Annotated in this window: 17 protein-coding genes; 11 read left to right on the top strand and 6 right to left on the bottom strand. The window is 51.8% G+C overall.

Annotation, left to right across the window (positions count from 1 at the left end):
• Positions 1-16: 16 nt before the first annotated feature.
• Positions 17-769, bottom strand: coding sequence for a PspA/IM30 family protein (locus tag GNP95_RS24555; protein ID WP_155613450.1), 753 nt, complete (start codon positions 767-769; stop codon positions 17-19).
• A gap of 355 nt (positions 770-1124) precedes the next feature.
• Here GNP95_RS24555 and GNP95_RS24560 point away from each other — a divergent pair, with 355 nt between their 5' ends.
• The 10 genes from GNP95_RS24560 (at position 1125) to GNP95_RS24605 (ending at position 11669) form a co-directional block, all read left to right on the top strand.
• On the top strand, positions 1125-1391 hold the full coding sequence (locus tag GNP95_RS24560; RefSeq protein ID WP_155613451.1) for an acyl carrier protein: 267 nt from the start codon (positions 1125-1127) through the stop codon (positions 1389-1391).
• Between the two features lie 26 nt (positions 1392-1417).
• The gene (locus GNP95_RS24565) at positions 1418-2584 is read left to right on the top strand and encodes an acyl-CoA dehydrogenase family protein (RefSeq protein WP_196427309.1); all 1167 of its coding nucleotides are present in this window, start codon (positions 1418-1420) and stop codon (positions 2582-2584) included.
• A 19-nt stretch (positions 2585-2603) separates the two neighbouring features.
• Positions 2604-3749 carry an acyl-CoA dehydrogenase family protein gene (locus GNP95_RS24570; RefSeq protein WP_196427310.1) on the top strand — a complete coding sequence of 382 codons (1146 nt, stop codon included), beginning with the start codon at positions 2604-2606 and terminating at the stop codon, positions 3747-3749.
• A gap of 51 nt (positions 3750-3800) precedes the next feature.
• Positions 3801-4856 (top strand): iron-containing redox enzyme family protein, encoded by a 1056-nt coding sequence (locus GNP95_RS24575; protein WP_155613454.1) that lies wholly within the window; start codon positions 3801-3803, stop codon positions 4854-4856.
• 82 nt (positions 4857-4938) lie between these two features.
• Complete coding sequence (locus GNP95_RS24580) at positions 4939-6555, top strand: amino acid adenylation domain-containing protein (protein WP_155613455.1); 1617 nt, start codon at positions 4939-4941, stop codon at positions 6553-6555.
• A 15-nt stretch (positions 6556-6570) separates the two neighbouring features.
• Positions 6571-7401: an HAD family hydrolase gene (locus GNP95_RS24585; RefSeq protein WP_196427311.1), complete on the top strand. Its 831-nt coding sequence runs from the start codon at positions 6571-6573 to the stop codon at positions 7399-7401.
• On the top strand, positions 7398-8492 hold the full coding sequence (locus tag GNP95_RS24590) for a cysteine peptidase family C39 domain-containing protein (RefSeq protein ID WP_155613457.1): 1095 nt from the start codon (positions 7398-7400) through the stop codon (positions 8490-8492). The genes GNP95_RS24585 and GNP95_RS24590 overlap by 4 nt, the downstream gene beginning before the upstream one ends.
• A complete protein-coding gene (locus GNP95_RS24595) occupies positions 8489-9652 on the top strand; it encodes a glycosyltransferase family 2 protein (RefSeq protein WP_155613458.1) in 1164 nt (387 codons plus the stop codon). The genes GNP95_RS24590 and GNP95_RS24595 overlap by 4 nt, the downstream gene beginning before the upstream one ends.
• Positions 9649-10419 (top strand): class I SAM-dependent methyltransferase, encoded by a 771-nt coding sequence (locus tag GNP95_RS24600; RefSeq protein WP_196427312.1) that lies wholly within the window; start codon positions 9649-9651, stop codon positions 10417-10419. The genes GNP95_RS24595 and GNP95_RS24600 overlap by 4 nt, the downstream gene beginning before the upstream one ends.
• Before the next feature lie 20 nt (positions 10420-10439).
• Positions 10440-11669 (top strand): sugar efflux transporter, encoded by a 1230-nt coding sequence (locus GNP95_RS24605; protein WP_196427313.1) that lies wholly within the window; start codon positions 10440-10442, stop codon positions 11667-11669.
• Between the two features lie 110 nt (positions 11670-11779).
• On the opposite strand, the gene GNP95_RS24610 is transcribed toward GNP95_RS24605, so the two are convergent.
• The 5 genes from GNP95_RS24610 to galA all read right to left on the bottom strand — a co-directional run bounded on the left by GNP95_RS24610 (position 11780) and on the right by galA (position 19429).
• Positions 11780-14578 (bottom strand): glycoside hydrolase family 3 C-terminal domain-containing protein, encoded by a 2799-nt coding sequence (locus tag GNP95_RS24610; RefSeq protein WP_330163610.1) that lies wholly within the window; start codon positions 14576-14578, stop codon positions 11780-11782.
• 84 nt (positions 14579-14662) lie between these two features.
• Positions 14663-15235: a DUF1349 domain-containing protein gene (locus GNP95_RS24615; RefSeq protein WP_155613460.1), complete on the bottom strand. Its 573-nt coding sequence runs from the start codon at positions 15233-15235 to the stop codon at positions 14663-14665.
• 478 nt (positions 15236-15713) lie between these two features.
• Positions 15714-16055, bottom strand: a complete 342-nt coding sequence (locus GNP95_RS24620; protein ID WP_155613461.1) for a sialate O-acetylesterase — start codon at positions 16053-16055, stop codon at positions 15714-15716.
• Positions 16056-16059: 4 nt separating this feature from the next.
• Positions 16060-16338: a hypothetical protein gene (locus tag GNP95_RS24625; protein WP_155613462.1), complete on the bottom strand. Its 279-nt coding sequence runs from the start codon at positions 16336-16338 to the stop codon at positions 16060-16062.
• A gap of 331 nt (positions 16339-16669) precedes the next feature.
• Positions 16670-19429 carry a beta-galactosidase GalA gene (galA, locus tag GNP95_RS24630; protein WP_155613463.1) on the bottom strand — a complete coding sequence of 920 codons (2760 nt, stop codon included), beginning with the start codon at positions 19427-19429 and terminating at the stop codon, positions 16670-16672.
• Positions 19430-19626: 197 nt separating this feature from the next.
• Between galA and GNP95_RS24635 the strand changes: the two genes are divergently transcribed.
• Positions 19627-20487 (top strand): helix-turn-helix transcriptional regulator, encoded by an 861-nt coding sequence (locus GNP95_RS24635; protein WP_155613464.1) that lies wholly within the window; start codon positions 19627-19629, stop codon positions 20485-20487.
• Positions 20488-20504 lie beyond the last annotated feature (17 nt).

Consider the following 20504-nt stretch of genomic DNA (forward strand, 5'->3'; position numbering starts at 1 on the left):
CAAAAAGTAGCTTGCATCACAATTCCCTCTTGTTCATTCTTGCTTTGATTGCTGCTAATTCATCTTCGACGCTCGCAGAAGTGCTGGCGCCAGAGCTTGTGCTAGAGTTTATGCTAGAGTTCATGCTATTGTTCGAGCCAGCATTCACATCCGGTTTTACGTTGTCGTCTTCCAAATGAACCGCCGAATCAGCAGCATTGTCCAGTGCTTCTCCAGCCCGAAGCTCGGCCAACGCCAGTGCTTCTTCCGCGGCGAGATACGCTTTCTCCTCCAGTTCATCGAAAGTGCCGGCAGATAGGCTGCTGCCCGCACCGGTGCCTTGCTGCATTCGGGAGAAGGCAAGCTTCTCCTTCAGTTCGGATTGCCGTGCCTCCAGCTGCCCGAGGTCGGATATCAGCTTCTCCTGCAGCTGCTGCATGCTTGCCGCCTTGGCGGCAGCCAGCTCGTGAGCCGTCTGCAGCTCATTCAACTTCGCGGCCTGCTGCGCTCTCTGATCCAGAAATTTCAGGGCATCATCCTCATTGCCCGCTTCCACGGCTTTCTCGGCGTAACGCTGCAGCTTTCTGATCTCAGCTTGACATTCATCCAGAGAAGCCTTGGCCCTTCGCTCATTCGCAAGCACCGCTGCCGCTTCCGCCTTCACCTGGCCCAGATCGCTGTGCAGGTCCCTCATATATTCATCCATGGCCTTCGCCGGATCCCCCGCCCGATCTACGAACGAGTTGACGTTGGCTCTCATAATATCCCGAAATCTCGACAAGATTCCCATATAGAGTTCCCCCTCGCTAGTTGGCATTTACCTATAATACATGAATTCCTGCCAAAAGGTTTCATTTCATGCAAAATCCACAGCCTTATTCGGCTGTGGATGGACGGGCAGAAAATTTAATTAGCATGGCGACATTCCCCCGGATGATATCCCCTTTACAGAACTTCATGACGAATCTCCCTGCGCTGTACAAGAGCAGATACAAGCTGCGATGAGCCCCGTCTGGCGCACACACAAATTACCAAAATGCGACAAATGTAGTCATTGCCAACCACGATTCTAGTAAGTATTATATTAAATAACATAAAATTCTATATTTTAATAATAAATGTATTTTTAAGGAGGGAGCTATGTTGTGGAGCATGAAATTGAGAACAAGCTTAGCCAAATTATCAACCAGGTGAAGGGTACCGATGCCGAATTTTGCGCTGAAGACAATTTTATTGAACAGCTGAGCATGGATTCCATGGATATCATTCAAGTTATCGTGGCCATACAGCATGAATTCGGCCTTGATTTCTTTGGCAATCAAATCGACATCGACATCTTGAATGAATTTGGAAGACTGGCAGACTACATTAAGCAAAATGCCGTTCAGGCGCCGTTAGGGAGTGAGCTATGAGTCCCGCTACGGAAAAGTTCCCAATAGTGAATCCGCAAACAAACACAAATTCTTTCTTCTCGGAAGGCCATCTGCTGCTGCGCCAGAAACTGCAAGCCTTCATGAAGCAAGAAATTCTCCCCCACGTAGAAGATTGGGAACAGCAGCGCCGGTTCCCGCTAAGAAGCATCCTCAAGAAGCTAGGGCAACAGGAATTGCTGGGCCTGCGCTATCCCTCCCAATATGGCGGACAGGATCAAGATATATTCTCACATATCGTATTTGCTGAAGAGCTGGGCAGAATCCCCTCCGCCGGGATCAGCATGGCCATCATCATCCATAACGACATGGTCGCCCCATTAGTGGCCGACTATGGAACTGCAACGCAATGTGAAGAGCTGCTGTCCCCTGCACTTCGGGGCGATTTGGTTTTTGGCCATGCCGTATCGGAGGCTTCCGCCGGATCGGATGTGGCAGCAATCCAAGCCACAGCGGTACGCGAGAGCGACTACTATGTACTGAACGGCGTCAAGAATTTCGTCACGAACGGACTGGATGCAGATGTGTACTGCGTGCTTGCAGCCATGCCAGACCGCAACCCGCTGACGGGCATGGTGCTGCTATTCGTCCCCCGCTCGCTGCCCGGCATCGAAATTAGCGAAGAAATCGGCATGATGGGTCATCGTACCGCCAATGTTGCCAGCGTATCGTTTCAGGACGTCAGGGTACCCGCGGCCTGCCGGATCGGCAACGAAGGCGGAGGATTTCTCGCCCAATTGAACCAATTCGCGCAAGAGCATATTATCTCCTCCTGCCGGGCTACCGCAATGGCTGACGAGATGCTTCGTTTAACTGTCCAGCACTGCCGCTCCAGAGTCACCTTCGGCGAACCCCTCATCAAGAATCAATGGATCCAATTCAAGATCGCGGAATTACGCACGGACATCGAGCTGAGCCGCCAATGCAACTATGTCGCAGCTTCCATTTGGCAGGAGCAGGGAGACATTTCCCTGTTATCCGCAATGGCCAAATTGCAGTCCAGCAGACTGGTCCGCAAGGTCGCCGACGAATGCCTGCAGCTGTTCGGCAAAGACGCTTATCTCGATGACCATATCATAGGGAGATTCTACCGGGACAGCCGCCTGTTCTCCATTTCGACCGGTTCTGATGAAATGATGCTGACCAAAATTGCGAAAGTAAGCAAAATAAGCTGAACTGCAGGTGATGGATACTATGAGTATAAACCCGTTTACGCTGGAGCATGATGCGTACCGAAACGGCCTCCGCCATTTTATCGATCAAGAGATCAGGCCCCATTTAAGCGAATGGAGAGCCGCTGGCCATCCTCCCCCGATCAAACAAATCCTTCGCCAATTAGGCGAAGCTGGTTATTTGTCAGCAACGTTCACTGAACAATATGGCGGGGCAGCGCTGGACTACTGGTATAACGTCATTCTACATGAAGAGCTAGCGAGACTGCCTAATGGAGCGATCGGAATGTCCGTTGCCAGCCATCTGGATATAGCGACAAGCCTGGTCGCCAAATACGCCCGCAAAGAGCTGGCGGCGGACTGGGTCCCTTCCGCTATTCAAGGCGAATCGTTGTTGGCGCTGGCCCTAACGGAAGAGAATGCCGGTTCAGATCTGAGCAATGTACAGACGACAGCTGTGCAGGAGGGGGACGGCTATATCCTTCAAGGACGGAAGACCTTCATCAGCAATGGCGTATCGGCAGACGCTTACTGCGTCCTTGCCCAGACCGCCAATAAACAGGGAGATCCTGTGCCTACTTTGTTTTTTGTGCCTAAATCGTCGCCTGGCGTTGCTGTAGTCAGGAACCTGCCAACCTTGGGCAATCGGGGGGATATCGCAGAAATTGAGTTTGACCGGGTTAAGATCGCCCCTCAGCAGGTCATAGGCGGACTGGGATTCGGCCTGTTTATTCAAATGAAGCAATTTTTCCAGGAACGGACGATTATAGCGATCCGGATGGCCGCGATGGCACGCTACCATGTTGACCTCACCATCGAACACTCCAAGAAACGCCGCACGTTTGGCAAGCCTCTCAGCTCTAACCAGCATGTTCAATTCACTCTCGCTCAATTGATCACCGAAATTGAATCCGTTAAACAATTCAGCTATGGATGCATACGAAAAATGTCGACGCCAAACGAGAATATGGCCGATGCCGCAATGGCCAAATACGCAGGCGGGAAGCTGGTAAGGAAAGTCGCCGACCAGTGCCTGCAATTGTTCGGAGGAGAAGGCTATTTGGACGACCATCCTATTTCGCTGTTTTTCCGCGATGCCAGAGCCCTGTCATTAGCCGGGGGAACCGATGAAATGATGCTGAACATGATTGCCAAAGTAGAGTGCTAGGATATGTTATTCATCCAAAAAAATCAAAAGAATAGTGAGGGATAATCTATTATGTCTAACCGTCAATTGCCTGAAATGATCTTCGATTCGAGCGTCCAATTTCATGAGCTTGTCCATGCATTGATTGAATGGCCGGAATTGTATTCGCATATGAAGCAAAATCCCGAGGATGCGAATGAAGCCGTAAAGCTTGCCTTGCAAACCGTGGAAGATTACAAAGCGGGCAAGGAAGCTGCTTATTATAGCCTGCACCGGGCTCTGGATCTTCTGTACAGCCTAAATATTCATCCGATGGAGCAAAAGCCGGTGTTCAACCAGTATGATCCTACGCTGATGCGCATCCAGAAAGAATTGGAGGAAGCTTGGGAAGCTTACGAGGACAGCCGTTTTCCCGATATCGATATTCCGACGGATACCAAGGAATTTCAGCGCTGGTTCATGAGGACGATCCTGGATCATGAAGCAGCCAATCATCAGTTGTACGCCTATTTGGAGGAAAGCTGCTCCAAGGAGGAAATGAGTTACTTCTTCTCTCAAGAGATTACGGTAGACAGCCGTTTCGACGATCTCGTTGCCCTGGCGCAGATTGGCACCAGCGAAGTGATCAAGATGGAGCTTGCCGAAAATTACTGGGATGAAATGGGCAACGGTGAGATGGATAAAGTCCATACCGTCATGTTCAATTATTTGCTGGACGAGCTGGGGCTCCTGAATGATACGAACACCTTGTCTTTAGTAGAAGGCGCTAGCTGGCAGTCCCTGGCGGTAGGCAATACCCTTCTGTATTCCGCCCTGTACCGCAAAAATCTGTATCGGGCCTTGGGCTGCCTCGGAGCGGTCGAGCTAGTTGCGCCAAAACGCTTCAGCAGACTGGTCAAGGGATTCAAACGCCTCGGCATCAGTGAAAAGGGCCGGGAATACCATACTCTGCATATCCAAATTGACACCCGTCACGGGCATGGATGGGTCAAAAACGCGATTGTTCCGATCATCAAAGACAACCCTGAGGCCAGAATCGAGATCGTAAAGGGAGCCTTCTTACGCTTAAACACCTCAATGGACTACTGCAATAAAATTTATGAGCGCTTCTCCAAAGTAAGCGTATAAATGTTTGACCCGGCAACCTGATCCTATTCATTAGGTTTAAACGATATAAACATCCATTCTATGAAGGTGGGAGGTCTCTTCCGTGCTGGATGCATTGACAGGAAAGCCTGTAGATTCGCTGGGCGGCCGCATTTCATACTATGCCGGGAAGCAGCCGAATAAAATGGCTGTCCAGGACAGCCGGCATTCACTGACATACGCTGAACTGGACAAGCATAGCTTGGCTTGCGCTGCCGCTTTATCCCAATGGGGAATCACCCGCGGAGATCGGATCATCTGCTTCGCCCAAAAGGAAGTCTCACTGGTAGCCGCCATCATCGGCTGCCTGCGTATGGGGGTGGGGTATGTCCCTGTAGACCCTAAGAACCCGCCAGGCCGCTTGCAGCACATCGCGCGTGAAATCGCCCCCAAGGCTGTAATTTTACCAGAAAAAATGCTGGCGGAGGCAGCCGGCCTGGATCCGGAGATCCGGCGGATTCCCCTGGAGTCGATCTCCCCTTTCCATGCAGGACCCTGCCATCTAACGGAAGATTCTATATCAGGCCATGTCTGGCCTGATATAGATATCTCTGATATGGCTTATTGCATGTATACGTCAGGATCGACGGGCCTGCCCAAAGGGGTGGTGATCGAGCATCGAAGCATGCTGGCCTTCTTTGCGGCGGTCAACGAATTCATGAACATCACCGAGGAATCGGTCTGCATGAACACCTCCCCTTTTTATTTCGATGTATCGATTGTGGATACCCTGCTGCCGCTGTATTGCGGAGCAAGCGTATACTTGTACGACGAATTCATGATTCCTTCCCTGGTGCTCCAATATATCGCCAGACGGAGGATTACCCACTTTGCGGCAGTAGCGCCGATTCTATCCTTGCTGTCTGAGGAGCCCCATTTTGGCAAAGAGGATTTATCCAGCCTGAAACGGATCATGACGGGAGCAGAGGTGCTTAACGTCAAGTCGATCCAAAGATGGCTCCAGGAGGTTCCAGCCTTGACGGTCATCAACGGATATGGGCCGACGGAGGCTACGTGCGTGTGCCTGGCTCACCCGATTACAGCCGCTAATGTGAATGATCATCATTTATTTCCCATCGGCCGGCCTTTGACCGGCATAAATGCTCTGTTGATCGATCAAGCGGGAGAGATCATAGAGGCCCCGGGGGTCAGCGGAGAGCTCCTAGTTGCCGGAGACCAGCTCATGCGCGGCTACTGGTCGAATCCCGAAGCAACGAAATCCCGGCTCGTCGCAATCCATGGGGAGGTTTATTACCGGACCGGGGACATTTGCCAGCAGGATGAACAGGGCTTATACCACTTTATCGGCCGAGGCGACGATGAGGTCAAAATACTCGGCTACCGCATTAACTTAAATGAAATCAGAGGGGCGCTCGGGGAGATTCCCTTGGTAAGGGATTTCATCCTGAGCATCATTCATGAGGAGGGCCGAGGCAAAGTATTAGCGGCCGCAATTATTCTAAAAGACGGCGATCTGGAACTCGGCAAGCTCGCCAATGTTCAGAGAGCGCTTAAGGACAAGCTCTTGGATTACATGGTTCCGCGTTATTTGCTGCTATGCACCGGATTTCCCAAACTGCCGTCCGGCAAAACGGACGCGAAAAGGATCGCGCGGTATATCGAAGAACAAATCGAGCATAACAAAGCGTCCTTGCACTTGCAGTCCGCAGATTGGCCATAACTGGAGGGGATGAATATGTTGAAGCCTTTATATATCACAGATTTGGATGGTACTCTGCTTCGCTCGGACTTGAAATTATCCGATTACACCCGAACGGTCATGAACAGAGCGATTCATGAAGGGGTGAATTTGACGTACTGCACGGCTCGCACGTATACGGCAGCGAGAAGTCTATTGAGCGGGATCCAGTTCCGCCTCCCTGCCATTTTATTAAACGGTGCCATAATGGTAGATCCTACCGAGCATAAACCTATCATTTGCAACAATCTCGCATTCGAGATTGCAGCGGATATTATAGATAAAGGAAATAAATATAATTTGTTACCAATAGTCCTAAATTATGATAATATACAAGAGACTGTAATGCATTTCGGGCTGCAGAATCAAGCCCAATGCAATTTAATAAAGCAATTGAAGGCGTGGCACCACCCCGTTTCCCAACAATCAAGGCTTATGCCTTCCGACACCTTATTGAATTTATTCTTCATCGCTCCCTACGAACAACTGCTTCCCTTTCAAGAATGGATCGATTCCACCTATAGAGACAGCGTAGACGTACTCATATTCGAGGACTCCTATAATAAAGGATTCTTCAATCTCCAAATCTCCAATCCAAGGGGGAATAAGGGACTTATGGTTCAGGAACTGGCTGCTTTCTTAGGAATTCCTTTATCCGCAACGACCGTATTCGGCGACCATGTGAACGACCTCTCCATGTTTGCTGTAGCTGGGCGCAAAATCGCTGTAGGCAATGCACATGAAAGCGTCATGCAGATCGCTGACGAATCTATTCTCAGCAACGACGAGGACGGCGTTGCTAAATATTTGGGAGAGTTAATCAGTTGAGCGCGGTTCTGTTGCCCATCCAGCCGCCGATGATCACCGGTTACGTCCATCATGGTCATGTGCTGAGCATCCTCGCCCATTATCCCGAGAGCTCGGACTGGTTCTACAGCAATTATATTCAATTATATTGCCATCGTAATTTTAAGGACAGCAGTGTACCTTTCAACTTCTTCATTTACGACGAACTCATCTATGAAGCTGACAAGCAGCGCTATACGACAGGATTAAGCCATTACCTGAATTCTATTCCCTGGCTGAGCGCTGAGAAAATATCCCGGCAGAGGATACTCCAAATGGGACGGGATTGCGTCTCTTTCTTGAAAGAATGCATTCATGCGGAGTGCTACGTTTTTACCTATATCGATGAGTTTTTTATCCCTTATACTCCTTTCTTTCAGAAGAATCGATTCGCGCATCAAGTCTTGATTTTTGGCTATGACGACGAGGCCGGGACTTTTCAGGTAGCAGATTTCATCCAAGACCGGAACCAGACGAAATATACCCAATTTGACGTGCCCTATGAACATATGGCTCAGGGATTCAGTCAAGTCGAATTGGCCGGAGAGCATCGCCAGTATACCTACCTGCTGCGCTACAGGCCGCATATCGTGTATCCCTTCGATCTGCAGCACGCCTGTCGCCAGCTCTCTGCTTACGTGAATTCCGGGAATTCCTATCAAGACATGCGAAATATGCAGCCGCCCATTGATCTGGCTTATGGCATGGAATCTTATAGCTGCTTGCAGAATTACCTTGAGCAGCTGAGGCAGGACCGCATCGCCTTCGACATACGCCCATTCCATATTATGTGGGAGCACAAGACCTGCATGCAGGCAAGGCTGGATCATCTGATCACCCGATTGGGGCTAGAGGATTTGCGGGATGTCGCCGCCGAATACGCCCAGGTCGAGAAGGGGATGAGAACGGTGCGCCTCATGCTCATGATGTATCAGCAGAATCAGGATCCTGCGCTCATTTCCAAGATGATTGCGGCTCTTCAAGAAACGGCGCCCCTGGAGCAAAGCTTGCTCGAACGGATGCTGGCTGTGATGAGCTCTTCCGATGCGTATTTGAAAGGAGGAATACGATGAAAGCCAGCATTATTATGCCGACCTACAATAACGTCGAATTAATTATTCCTTGCCTGATTACGTTAAACCATCAGGTTCTGGAGGAGGGGGACAGCTTCGAGGTTATTGTCGTGGATGACGGATCGAACGACGGAACAGGCGAAGCCATACATGAACTCATCCTTAAATATGCCCTGAAATATTTTTATATCGACAGGTCTCTCGCCTCATCCCGGGCGGCCGCCCGGAACCTCGGCCTTACGGAGGCGGACGGCGAGGTCATTATATTTTTGGATGGCGACCATCTGGTGCCTCCGCATTTCATCCAGGAGCATTTGAGATATCATCGGGAGCGGGATGACCTCGTTGTAATCGGCTTCCGGAATTACTTGACGTCGAATGATTTCGATGTGGAGAGTCTGAAGACGGAATTCCGTGAGGATCTGCTGCCGGAGCAGCTGCCGGCGGACCGGCTGCTTGCCATTGACGCATTTTCAGAGAAAATGAGTAATTTGGAGACCGTCTGGTACTTTTTCTTTACCTGCAATGCCTCCGTGCGCCGCAAGAATATGCAAGAAGCCGGGCTGTTCCACGAAGGCTTCAAAGGTTGGGGACTCGAGGACTGCGAGCTGGCCTACCGGTTGTATCAGCAGGGATTAACCTTCGTTTATGCGAAAAATGCGCTCATTTACCATATGTACCATCCTAGCGAATATGACGAGAACCGTTATCAGAATTGGCTGAGAAATCTGCACACCTTCCAGGAGCTGCATCCGTCCGTCGATGTTCAGCTGCTCCAGCTGCTGAAGCTCTTCTTCAATCCTGAGATCCGTTTATTCTGGTTCGACAGCTACCTCCGGTTTGAATATGCCGTTCGCGCAGCCCATGGCAATTTGCCCTACAAGGGCCCCGTAAGCGTCTACACCGTTCACTCGCCCCTCGACGATGCTTCTCTGAATGAGCTGATCCGGGAGGCGGATGAAAGGGTTGTGTTCGTCATCGACGAGTCCGGAGATTTTCGGACTTCCCTGTCATTGTTATGCGCAGCAAGCAGGTTCGACCTCATGTACTACGCTGCCCCGAGCTGTCCTCAGAAGGAAATGATCTTCCGGCAGATAGCTCAATATGGAGTATGGAGGCAGGTTGATTACGGCAAGCCGATAAAGGAGGAACATCCATGAGTTCAATGAATCAATGGAATGCAGATTTGTACGACGATAAGCTAAGCTATGTCTCGCAATACGGCAAGGGGATTCTTTCGATTTTGAATCCGCAGCCGGGCGAACGCATTTTGGATCTCGGCTGTGGTACCGGCGATCTGGCTAACGAAATATCAAAGGCCGGCGCTCAGGTGACGGGCATGGATTATTCCGAAGAGATGATCCGGCAGGCCAAGAGCAAGTACCCGGATATTCCGTTCATTACCGCCAATGCCGAGAACTACCGCCCGGAGGAGTCCTTCGACGCCGTATTCTCCAATGCGGCTCTGCATTGGATGAAGAATGCGCAGGACGTGGTTAAGACGATCTACAGCTGTCTCCGCCCAGGCGGCAGGTTCGTCGCGGAGTTTGGCGGCAAGGGAAACGTAGGCATCATCACGGAGAATACGATAGCCGTCCTTGAAGAGTACTTTGGCCTCCCCGATGCCAGAGACCGGAATCCCTGGTATTTCCCCAGCATTTCTGAATACACCACCGTGCTGGAACACCAGGGCTTCCGGGTGACCTATGCCGAGCATTTCGACCGGCCAACCCCTCTGGAGGACGGAGAGAACGGCCTTCGTCACTGGCTCGCCTCCTTTACAGGGGACTTCTTCAGCGGCTTGTCCGAAGGCGAGAAGCAGCAGGCCTACGCGTTGATCATGAACCGGGCGAAACCGCTTCTATTCGACGGTCAGATCTGGTCTGCAGACTACAAAAGAATTCGTATCGCTGCAATCAAGCATTGAAGCGAGAAGGAGGAAGCCTTTTGCACAAGCTAAAACAAATATGGGCTTTATTCTCGATCCCGAACTACACTATTCTCATTATTTCAACCTTGCTGCTAGGGATATGCATCTCCTTTACCTATCCCTTCCTGTCCTTATTTGGCGTAGATGAGGTGGGCATGTCCCCCTCCTATCTAGGCTATTTCATGACCGTTACCGCCGCATCCAGCGTGCTGATCAGCACAGTGCTTGGCAGGCTGTCCGATCGGTACTGGGGGAGGAAATGGGTGATCATCCTCTCGGTTAGCGCGGCGATCATCGGCTACATACTGTTCATTTACGTTAGGAATTATTACGTTCTGCTTGCCGTTTCCTTTCTATGTCTCGGCACGGCGTCCTCTGCGTTTCCGCAGATGTTCGCTTATGCGCGTGAAGAAGTGAACCGGAGCGGCTCGAAGCAAGCAGACATGGCCATTAACACGTTAAGGATGTTCTTCTCTCTCGCATGGGTCATCGGCCCGGCAATCGCTGCTATACTGCTTGCCTCGGCCGGCTTTCAGGGGTTATTCCTCTCAGCCGCCGTGACTTACGGCATTGTATTCCTCTTCGTTCTGATTTTTCTGAAGAACTCGAACCGCCAAGAGACCGCTCAGAAGAACGAAGCGCCCGTGAATTTAAGGAAATTTCTCCTGAAGCCGCGCATTGCGGGAGTATTGGGCTCCTTCATCCTGCTCAGCGTAGCCTCGACCATGAGCCTGGTGAACCTTCCGCTATATGTAACCCGGACGCTCCATGGCAGCCAGTCCGATGTAGGGGTGCTGTTCAGCGTAGCGGCGGCCGTGGAGATTCCCCTGCTGATCGGAGTGGGCATTCTGGCGGCAAAATACCGTAAATCCAAGCTGATCAAGATCGGGGCGGTCTTTGCGATTGCTTACTATGCCCTGGTGGCCGTCACGCCGATCGTATGGGCTATCGTTCCCATGCAGTTCCTAAGTGCAGTCGCCGTGTCGATCGTTATGGGGCTGGGCATCAGTTACTTCCAGGACCTGCTCCCGCAGGAGCCCGGAACCGCAACAACGTTATATTCCAACACCTCGGTTATCGGCAATATGCTTGGCGGAATTATCGCCGGCAGCGTCGCGGAGTGGTTTGGCTTCCGCATCGTATTTATAGTCTGTGCCGTCATGGCAGCCATAGCTTTTCTATTGCTGCTAACAGATCGGGAGTCCTCAGTGCAGGCGATAGAGGAGCATAATTCCGTCTCGACATGAATCCTGCCTCATGCAGCGAACGCATAAATGAATGACAAAAATCCGGGATGATGACATCATCCCGGATTTTTGGTGTCCCTTGGTCTCTATTCATATTACGTTGCCGCGGTTCAAATCAGATTAAACTCAATCCATCCAACTTGCAGGCCTGGCTTGAGGAAGTCGAGCGTCAGCTCGTACAGGCCCGCTTCCAGCTCGACCTTCACCAGCTTCTGGCGGATCCATTTGCCCTCCGTGCCGTTCGTCTGGATGGTCACCATCGGCTGCCCGTTCAGCATGACGTTGCATACGCTCTGCGCCAGCTCCGACTCGGGAGACATAATGTTGACAATAATCCGATACTGTCCGGCCTGATCCACCTTCATGTAAGCCGCGCCAGTGGCCGAAGGCTTGATCTGCGCATCGCGGGACAGTTCCTGCACCTGAACCTGCGCCAGCTCTGGCGTCGAAGCTGGATTCGCCTTGAAGGCATGCACCGTTTCGACGATTTCCTGTTTCCGGTCGAATACCGGGGCCTGCATGAGAAACGCGCAAATATTCATCGCACAGCGCTGCAGCTCTCCGCGGGTCAACGTGCCGTTGCTCAGCGACTCGAGCGTATTGTCGTCATACGCATTGACCTCGGCGCCGTAGTTGGTGACGACCATATACAGGTCGTTCTGCGCGCGAACCATCCAGTTCGTATATTTCCGGTCCGCCTGGCCGCCATGGACGACGTCGTTCATGACCGCCCACCAGTCCGTCATGACGATGCCTTTAAAACCCCATTCCCCGCGAAGAATCGTCGTGTTCAAATCGTAATTGGAGGCGGCCCAATGCCCGTTAACCGGGTTGTACGAGGTCATGATCGAATTGGCCCCGCCTTCCTTCACGGCAATCTCAAAGCCCTTCAGGTAAATTTCCCGCAGCGCGCGTTCAGACACGACCGCATCGACCTTGCTGCGGTGCTTCTCCTGGTTGTTGCAGGCAAAATGCTTCAGCGTCGCGTAAGATCCGCCACTGATAATCCCCCGGGTGCAAGCTGCGGCGAAAGCCCCGGAAATCAGCGGGTCCTCGGAGAAATACTCGAAGTTGCGCCCGTTCAGCGGGCTGCGCCGAATGTTAAGCCCAGGTCCAAGCAGCGTATCAATATTATTTCTTAGCAGCTCCTGCCCTTCCATGACATAGAGCTCTTCAACCAGCTCCACGTTCCAGGTCGCGGCCAGCAGCGTGCCGATGGCGACTTGGGTCGCCTTATCCCCGCTGTCCATCCGGATGCCGGAAGGGCCATCCGCCGTACAGCCGACCGGGATACCGTAGCTCAGCAGGCGATCGCTGACGCCGCCAAAGGCCGATGCCGTACCCGGCGTTACCAGCGGGCTGACCATGCCCTCGCCCCGGACGATCGTCGCCAGGTCCTCGTCGCTAAGCTGAGCAATGAAATCCTCCATGCTTACTTTGCCGTCATGGACATCTCTTAGCTTATAGCCCTGGTCTCCCGTTTGCTTCAGGCTCTGCGGCAGATTCTTCTCAATCCGCTCAGCCAGGGAAATCTTCTGCTTCGGCGCTGCCACGAAGGCAAGCTCATAAGAGCCGTCTTCCTTCCGGGCGCCCGGCTTCATGCGGGTGAAATCCTCCGTCGGCGCGAGCGCCTCCTCCAGCTGCTCCACCACTTGAAGGGCAGCCATTTCGTAGCCTTCCTGCCCCTCAACCGTAACATGCGCTGCATTCTTAACGCTATTTCCGACATAGAAACGGTACACTCCGGCTTCCAGCACATAAGCGGAAGGAGCACCGGTTACGCCGCCATCGTCATAAGAGGCCATGGCATGGACGGGGAAGCTCAGCGTCAGGCGTTGCGATTCACCCGGCTGCAGCTCCTTAGTCTTGCCGAACGCAGCCAAGGCTCTGGCCGGCTGGCCAAGCTGGCCTTGAGGGGCTTCATAATAGATCTGAACGACCTCTTTGCCCGCATAGACGCTGCCCGTATTCGTTACGGTCACGCCGATTTCCACGCAAGACTCTCCTTCCCGGGCAACAATCTTTGCTTCCTCCGGCTCAATCCGGAATTCCGTGTAAGACAGGCCATAGCCGAACTCGAACTGCACCTTATCCGGGCAGAACGTCTCGAAATAACGATACCCTACATAAATGTCTTCCTGGTATACGTTCTTGAATTCGTTCCCGTAGTTCCGGGTCGAAGGGTAATCCTCAATGGAGTAAGCGATCGTATCGGTTAACTTGCCGCTCGGCGTCACGTCGCCCGCCAATACGTCAGAAATGGCATTGCCGCCTTCCATGCCGCCCTGCCAGGCATAAATGACGCTTGAAATCGGATGCGCGTAATCGGCGTCATCGATCCAGCTCATATCGATAATATTAGAGACGTTCAGCACAACAATGGTCTGCTCGAAATGGGCGGTGACCTGCTTCAGCATGGTCTTCTCCTCCGGTGTCAGCTGATAGCTGCCCGGCTCATCGGCGTTATCCTGATCCTCGCCCGCTGTACGTCCGATGACAACGATCGCCTTATCCGATTTGCTTCTCGCTTCGCGCACCAGCTCATCGGTGAGCGGCATCTCCTTCTGGTGCCAAGGCTCTGCCGCCCAGCCGCCTCCGCCATTATCGAACGGGTTCTGTTCGATCCATTTCTCGTATACGGCCGCCAGTTCCTCGTTGACGGCTATGTTCTTCTTGCTGCGAAGGCCATCCAGCAGATTGGTCGTATAAGCAACGTTTACGCTGCCGCCCGAGCCTGTACCGCTGCGATAATAGTTGACCTGGATCCGGCCAAAAATCGCCACGTTTTCATTGTTTTTCAGCGGAAGAGCTTGTCCTTCATTTTTTAACAGCACGGCGCCTTCCGCAGCTACTTTTCTACTAAATTCAGCAAAGCCTTCTAGTGGAATTCCCAATTTGCTCGTCGTCACTTTTTTCTCTCCCTATGTCTTTTTATAAACTTAACAATAAATTCGCATGATTGAAGCGGTTACAACCTTCTCCGATCAAGGCGGTTATTTACCGGCTCTGACATTCTCCATCGTTACCCGTTCCAGCTGAATATCGGAGAAATCACTGACCAGCCCTTGACCGGTTGGCGATTGGGACACGATTCCCACCTTCAACGTATCGGAAGCCTTCAGATTGAATACTCTGACCATCCGGTAGTTCTCCCTGTCCGTAGAGTAATGCATGGCGAATGCGTCGCCTTTTCTGCCGATTTGCAGCCATACGCTTTTATCGTCCAGGTTCACTCCGTTGGCATCATCCGACACGCCGTCCGTCACGACACTAACCACAGTATATGTATCAAAATCACTGTATTCATGGCATAGCTTCGCCCAGCGGTTATCGCGGTCCATGATAAAGAGCGCTGCCCCATCGTAGGTAGAGATGAAATCATGTCTTACTTTTGCGCGCAATACAAAGTCCCCTTGAACCTCGGTATATAGAAATGGCGCATTGTTCTTGACTTCCCCGGACTCCGGATTAATGAAATAATCGGTATTTCCTGGTGCGGGAATTTGAAGCAATTGATCCTTCTCAATGATTTGGGATTCATTCAGCCACTTGTCGAATGGGTGCATATGCTCTCTCTCCTAACATGTAATTTTCTTTAGTATAACGCATATTTGGAAGCCCTAACAGACGCTAACTCAGCTTCAAGCTGCTTGAATTTTATTGAAGAGGAGGTCCATATGGCGAAGCCATGATCTGCCGGGCCTGATGCTAACGGACACACAGGTCGCTATTCCGGCTTTTTGACCGAATTTGATATGCTGTACGGACCCTGGTTCCGCTATTCAGTCTATATGAACGCGTTTTGCCCCAATTCCCCTTGGATAGCGGAACTGCGGTCCGTTAACTTCGGAATTGGTGGTTTTTTGGGAAAATAGCGGATCTACGGTCCGCTAGATCGCCGGAGCAATCGAGGGTAGAGTGATTGTTCCCCACCTGTTACCGTCCTCAAATTCATAAATCTCTATCCGCTCTAGAAAGATACAGGCCCCCTATACAATAGCTTCGAAAACTTAGAGGTGCTTCATTCAGTCACATCCGCTCGTACTAAACGGCGACGCCGGAAGCCCTCACGTTTATACAAATTCGCAGATGCAGATCGTTATATTCCCCGACATCAATGGTTACAGCCATCGCGGTATTCGGCACCTCCAGGCTTCTGCGCCGCTCCTCCCGCAGCACCGCCCAATTCCCTTGAGCATCGTCCTCCTCGCCAAAATTGGCCAGCTGCACATAAATAAACGGCAGGTCAGCGCTTCCCCAATTCCGCCGCCAGTCCCTAACCAATGCCGCGAACAACTTGCGGTACCCCGCAGGCTGCCCGGTGTTGGATTCCCCTTGATACCAGAGAATGCCCTTAACAGGATATTCCCGCAAAGGAGCAATCATGCTGTTAAAGACGCCGGAAGGCTTGTAATGGGAAAAAAGTACTCAGCTCCAGCCGGCTGCCCGACCAAGCGCCTGGAACCTCAATCAGCTCCCAATCCGCCATATCGCACACGGCATTGAACCAGCCTTCCTGCAGCCCCAGGTCGGTATCGTTCAGATGGCTGTACCAGAGGCGGCTGCTCTCTTCATCCTTGCGCAACGTCTCCTTCACGTAGCCATCGTCCTTGCACTGCTCCAAAACAGCTTCATAGCCGCCGACCTCCCTGAGCGTCTCCTCGTTCATCCAGGCTTCAATCGGTGTCCCGCCGACCGCTCCCCTTCCCTAGGTGAAACTATCATCGCCACTCCCCTGGGAACCTTTCCATAGACACTCTTCCATACCACTCTTCTATAGGTACGCTTGATTCGATCTTACTTCATTCGTATGCCCAGGGAAATGGCTCATTTTAAAGATCAAGCCCCAAAATTTCAAGTTCATTCATAAATTAGACGCGAGGCGGCCAATTCTGCAGCACCGAATTCACCCGACAAACAATAAATCCATACCTCTAGGAGGCATGGATTTATTGTTGAGGCCAGGGAAGTACGCCCCTATGGCTCCTCCCTCGTTGCTTCTATTTCGTGCGGATTGAGACCGAGCCTTGAATGCCCGGGCTGTACATATCGGGCGTGATTCCAATTAACACAGAAATCGTGATTTGATCCTTCAGTTCGGCTCCTAGCAGCGGAACCTCCAAATTCTCGGGCCAAGGCAAGAATTGCTTCAGCTGCAGCCTGCCATCCACATAAATTTCAATATCACCGCTAATCGAATGGAACCAGAGATAAGGCCGCCCCGATTTCTCCACATCCGATATCGGTGCCTGGTTGCGGTAAGTGACATAGCCGCTGGCGCCACGCAGCATCTGAAGGGCGCCGAAGCTGACATCGACCATCTCCCACGAGTTCATGTCCGTAGGATGAATCATCACGTTCGGATCCGGGCGCTCCGCAGCAATCTCCTGCGTGATCAGCCAGTTGTTGATATACCGTTCATCTACGGACGGGACGAAAGGCGGCTCCTCAGCAGGTTGAACAGGGATAACATGAGATGCGGGCTGCAATCCGTCACCTTCGATCGTCAGCACAATGTCCTCCTCTCCAACCTTGCTTTGGACAATAAGCTGGCAGCATCCGTTGAACAAGCTGCGTTCCGCAGCATAGTCCGGCTCATGGCAGTTCGGGTCTCCATTGCCTACACCAAGGATGACCCCGCTTCCTTTGATGGAGAAGGACATTTTGCCTTGCTCCGTAGGAACGAACCGACCCTGCCCATCCACCGCATAGACATTGACCGCCATCCCATCCCTGCCGTCGCCGGATAAAGCCAGCTTCTGAGTCTCGACGCGTACAGTATGAGCCTTACCCGCCGTTTGGATCTCCGCTGCTTTGACGAGCTGGCCGCCCTTATATCCCTCCATCCTGAGGGTCCCCGGCTCATACACGACATCCCATTCATATTGCTCGTAAATATCAATAGGCTGCCGGTCGATGAAGACATCGTTCAGGTACAGCGCGACTTCGTCGCAATTTGTATGCGTCATGATTTTGACCTGCTGTCCCTCTTGGCCGGGCCAATTCCAATGTCCTACAATGTGCAGCACCGGCTCATCCAGCCAGAAGGCTTGATATAAATAGTACGAATCCTTCGCGAATCCGCAGGTATCCATAATTCCAAAGTGCGTGCTGACACTCGGCCATTCATACGGCGACGGCTCACCGCGGTAATCAAACCCCGTCCATACGAAGGTGCCCATGACAAAATCACGAGTATTAATGGTCTTCCACGACTCTCTTACACTATTTCCCCAACTGGCCTTCTCTCGATCATAGCTGTCGAATATTTGCCGGTTGTCATCGCTGATATAGTTGCCGCGGGTCGAAAAGGCGCTGACCGTCTCAGAGCCAATGATTGGCTGCTTCGGATGCTTCTCCCTGAACTTGTCGTATCCGCCATTCATATAGTTGAAGCCTACGATGTCAGTAACGTCAGCAGCCCCCTCGTCCTCCATCACTCCGCCATGCATGGCGCCCAGGATCGGCCGGGTAGGATCCAGCTTCTTCACGGCGCGAATCATCCGTTTCACCATTTTCCGCCCAATCGGCGTCCCTTGCAAAGGCTCCTCATTAAATAGGCTGTAAAATACTACAGACGGATGGTTGCGGTCCCGAGTCACCATGTTCTCCAGCTGCCGCAGCCCTTCCGGGGAGCTGTCAAAATTCCTGTTCTCGTTCATGACTAGCATCCCCAGCCGATCACAAGCATCCAGAAGCTCCGGCGCCGGGTTGTGGTGAGCGCAGCGATACGCATTGCTGCCCATCTCCTTCAAGCGCCGGATGCGATACTCCTGGATTCCGTCCGGCAGGGCGACGCCTACCCCCGCATGATCCTGGTGATTGCACGTGCCTTTTATTTTGAGCGGCCTGTCATTTAAATAGAAGCCGGTATCGGGACAAATGCGGATGGTGCGATATCCGTAATTCGTAACGGCCGTATCCAGCTCTTCCCCATTCACGACAAGGGTAGAGTACAATTTGTATAGATGAGGGGCGTCCACGTCCCACAATGCCGGATGCTCGATCGGAAGATCCTGCGTAACTGCGAGGGATTGTCCCGCTGCGCAGCTGCCGCTTGCCAGCTCTTCCGCCACGATATCGCCGTCTGCTTGCTCGACTCGGGAAATAAGCTGATATTTTACAGCAGCTTCCGTTTCATTCCTAATCGTCGTCTCTACATTCGTAAGCCATCGACCAGCCTCCTGCCTTATTGGATTCACCCATATGCCGCGATGAGCTATATGAACGGGCGCGGTCTTCGTTAACCAGACATGCCGGTATATTCCCGCCCCCTCATACCACCAGCCCTCCGATACGGTGGCATCGACCTTCACGACGAGCAGATTCGGCTGATCTCCAAAATAGGCGCGATCGGTAATATCCACGGTAAAGCTCGTATATCCGCAAAAGTTCCTTTCGAGGATGCTTCCGTTAAAATAAACCGCAGCATGTGTGGCAATCCCGTCGAACTCCAAGAGAAGCTGCTTCCCCTGATCAACGGGATCCAGTTTGAATTTTTTGCGGTACCAGCCTATCCCGCGGGGATAATAACCGAAGTCTGGAACCCCGTTCTCACGGTCGAGGGGCTGCTGATAAGACCAGTCATGCGGCAATTGCACCGTGTCCCACTCGTTGTCGTTCCACTCCATTCCCGCAGGCCCCCGGATCCCGCCCGCTTTGGCAAGACCGTATACCGCCTTATGGCTGCTTTCCTTCGCTTGGACAGGATCCCCTAAATGGAACCGCCAGTCTCTATCCATGCTCAGTCTTTCTCTCATGTTCTCAAATCCTTCTCCCTATGATATCCCCATTCTATGAAAATTTAAGGAAGGTAAGTTAGGACAAAAACGGACGGAAAATAGTATAAAATGAACATCCCTCCGTTTAGCTATTGTTCTTTTCCTTAACTAGGATTAAGAATATAAATAGTAGACTAATAGACCTATTATTACATCGATGAATTGGAGAAGACACTATGCTGATGCCTTTTCGACTGTTCCCGAACCCCTCTTCCCACCCGCTGCCTCTGGCGCTCTATAGCTGTGGACTGCATGAACAGAACTATCAATACAGGCCGATGGGATATCCGACCTTGCAATGCTTCATTAACTTTGGCGGATATGGTACATTTCACTTTCCCGATGGTAAAGAGCTCGTATTGACTCCCAATCATGCCCTATTGCTGCCAGCTAAGGCTGCCCACGAGTACTATCCTGGCTCGGGCCAGACCTGGCTTCTGGGGTTTATAAGCATATACGGTACGGCGGTAGAGCCTATGATCAACGGCTTCGACCTCCCGTTCATGACCAGTATTCCGCTGAAACCCGCAGCCCTTGATGTAATGAGCCATAAATTAACAACGATCTGGCAAGCTTGTATGAACGACTCCCCGGGTATCCAGGGGCAGCTGTCTATCCAATTATATGAATTTTTGCTCCTCTTATCCGAGCATGTCATTAGCCATAAGAATCCTATTCTGCCGAACCAGCCCAAGGCGTCGCAGGATGCGCTGCAGCAGGCCGTTCAATTTATGAAGCAGCATTATGACGAAAATCTGCATATTTCTAATATTGCCCATGCCGTAGGCTACTCCGTTCAGCACTTTCAGCGTATCTTTCGCGATGCCTACGGGATCGGTCCCCACGCCTATTTGCAGCGCGTCCGCTTGGAGCAGGCCGCGGCTTGGCTCGAGAGCAATCCTGAATATTCTGTTCAGGAAATCTCTCATCGGCTGGGAATGGAAACCAGCTATTTTATACGTATTTTCAAGAAGAAATACGGGGTAACACCGAGAAACTACAGGAATGCATATGCCTATAGACATCAATTGCAATAACCCTATTTCTGTTCCAT

Source organism: Paenibacillus woosongensis (assembly GCF_009725165.1).
Taxonomy (GTDB): domain Bacteria; phylum Bacillota; class Bacilli; order Paenibacillales; family Paenibacillaceae; genus Fontibacillus; species Fontibacillus woosongensis.

Coding starts and splice junctions, on each gene's coding strand:
- GNP95_RS24555 (WP_155613450.1), bottom strand. CDS start 769: ATGGGAATCTTGTCGAGATTTCGGGATATTATGAGAGCCAACGTCAAC.
- GNP95_RS24570 (WP_196427310.1), top strand. CDS start 2,604: ATGAGTATAAACCCGTTTACGCTGGAGCATGATGCGTACCGAAACGGC.
- GNP95_RS24575 (WP_155613454.1), top strand. CDS start 3,801: ATGTCTAACCGTCAATTGCCTGAAATGATCTTCGATTCGAGCGTCCAA.
- GNP95_RS24585 (WP_196427311.1), top strand. CDS start 6,571: ATGTTGAAGCCTTTATATATCACAGATTTGGATGGTACTCTGCTTCGC.
- GNP95_RS24595 (WP_155613458.1), top strand. CDS start 8,489: ATGAAAGCCAGCATTATTATGCCGACCTACAATAACGTCGAATTAATT.
- GNP95_RS24600 (WP_196427312.1), top strand. CDS start 9,649: ATGAGTTCAATGAATCAATGGAATGCAGATTTGTACGACGATAAGCTA.
- GNP95_RS24615 (WP_155613460.1), bottom strand. CDS start 15,235: ATGCACCCATTCGACAAGTGGCTGAATGAATCCCAAATCATTGAGAAG.
- GNP95_RS24620 (WP_155613461.1), bottom strand. CDS start 16,055: ATGATTGCTCCTTTGCGGGAATATCCTGTTAAGGGCATTCTCTGGTAT.
- GNP95_RS24625 (WP_155613462.1), bottom strand. CDS start 16,338: ATGAACGAGGAGACGCTCAGGGAGGTCGGCGGCTATGAAGCTGTTTTG.
- galA (WP_155613463.1), bottom strand. CDS start 19,429: ATGAGAGAAAGACTGAGCATGGATAGAGACTGGCGGTTCCATTTAGGG.
- GNP95_RS24635 (WP_155613464.1), top strand. CDS start 19,627: ATGCTGATGCCTTTTCGACTGTTCCCGAACCCCTCTTCCCACCCGCTG.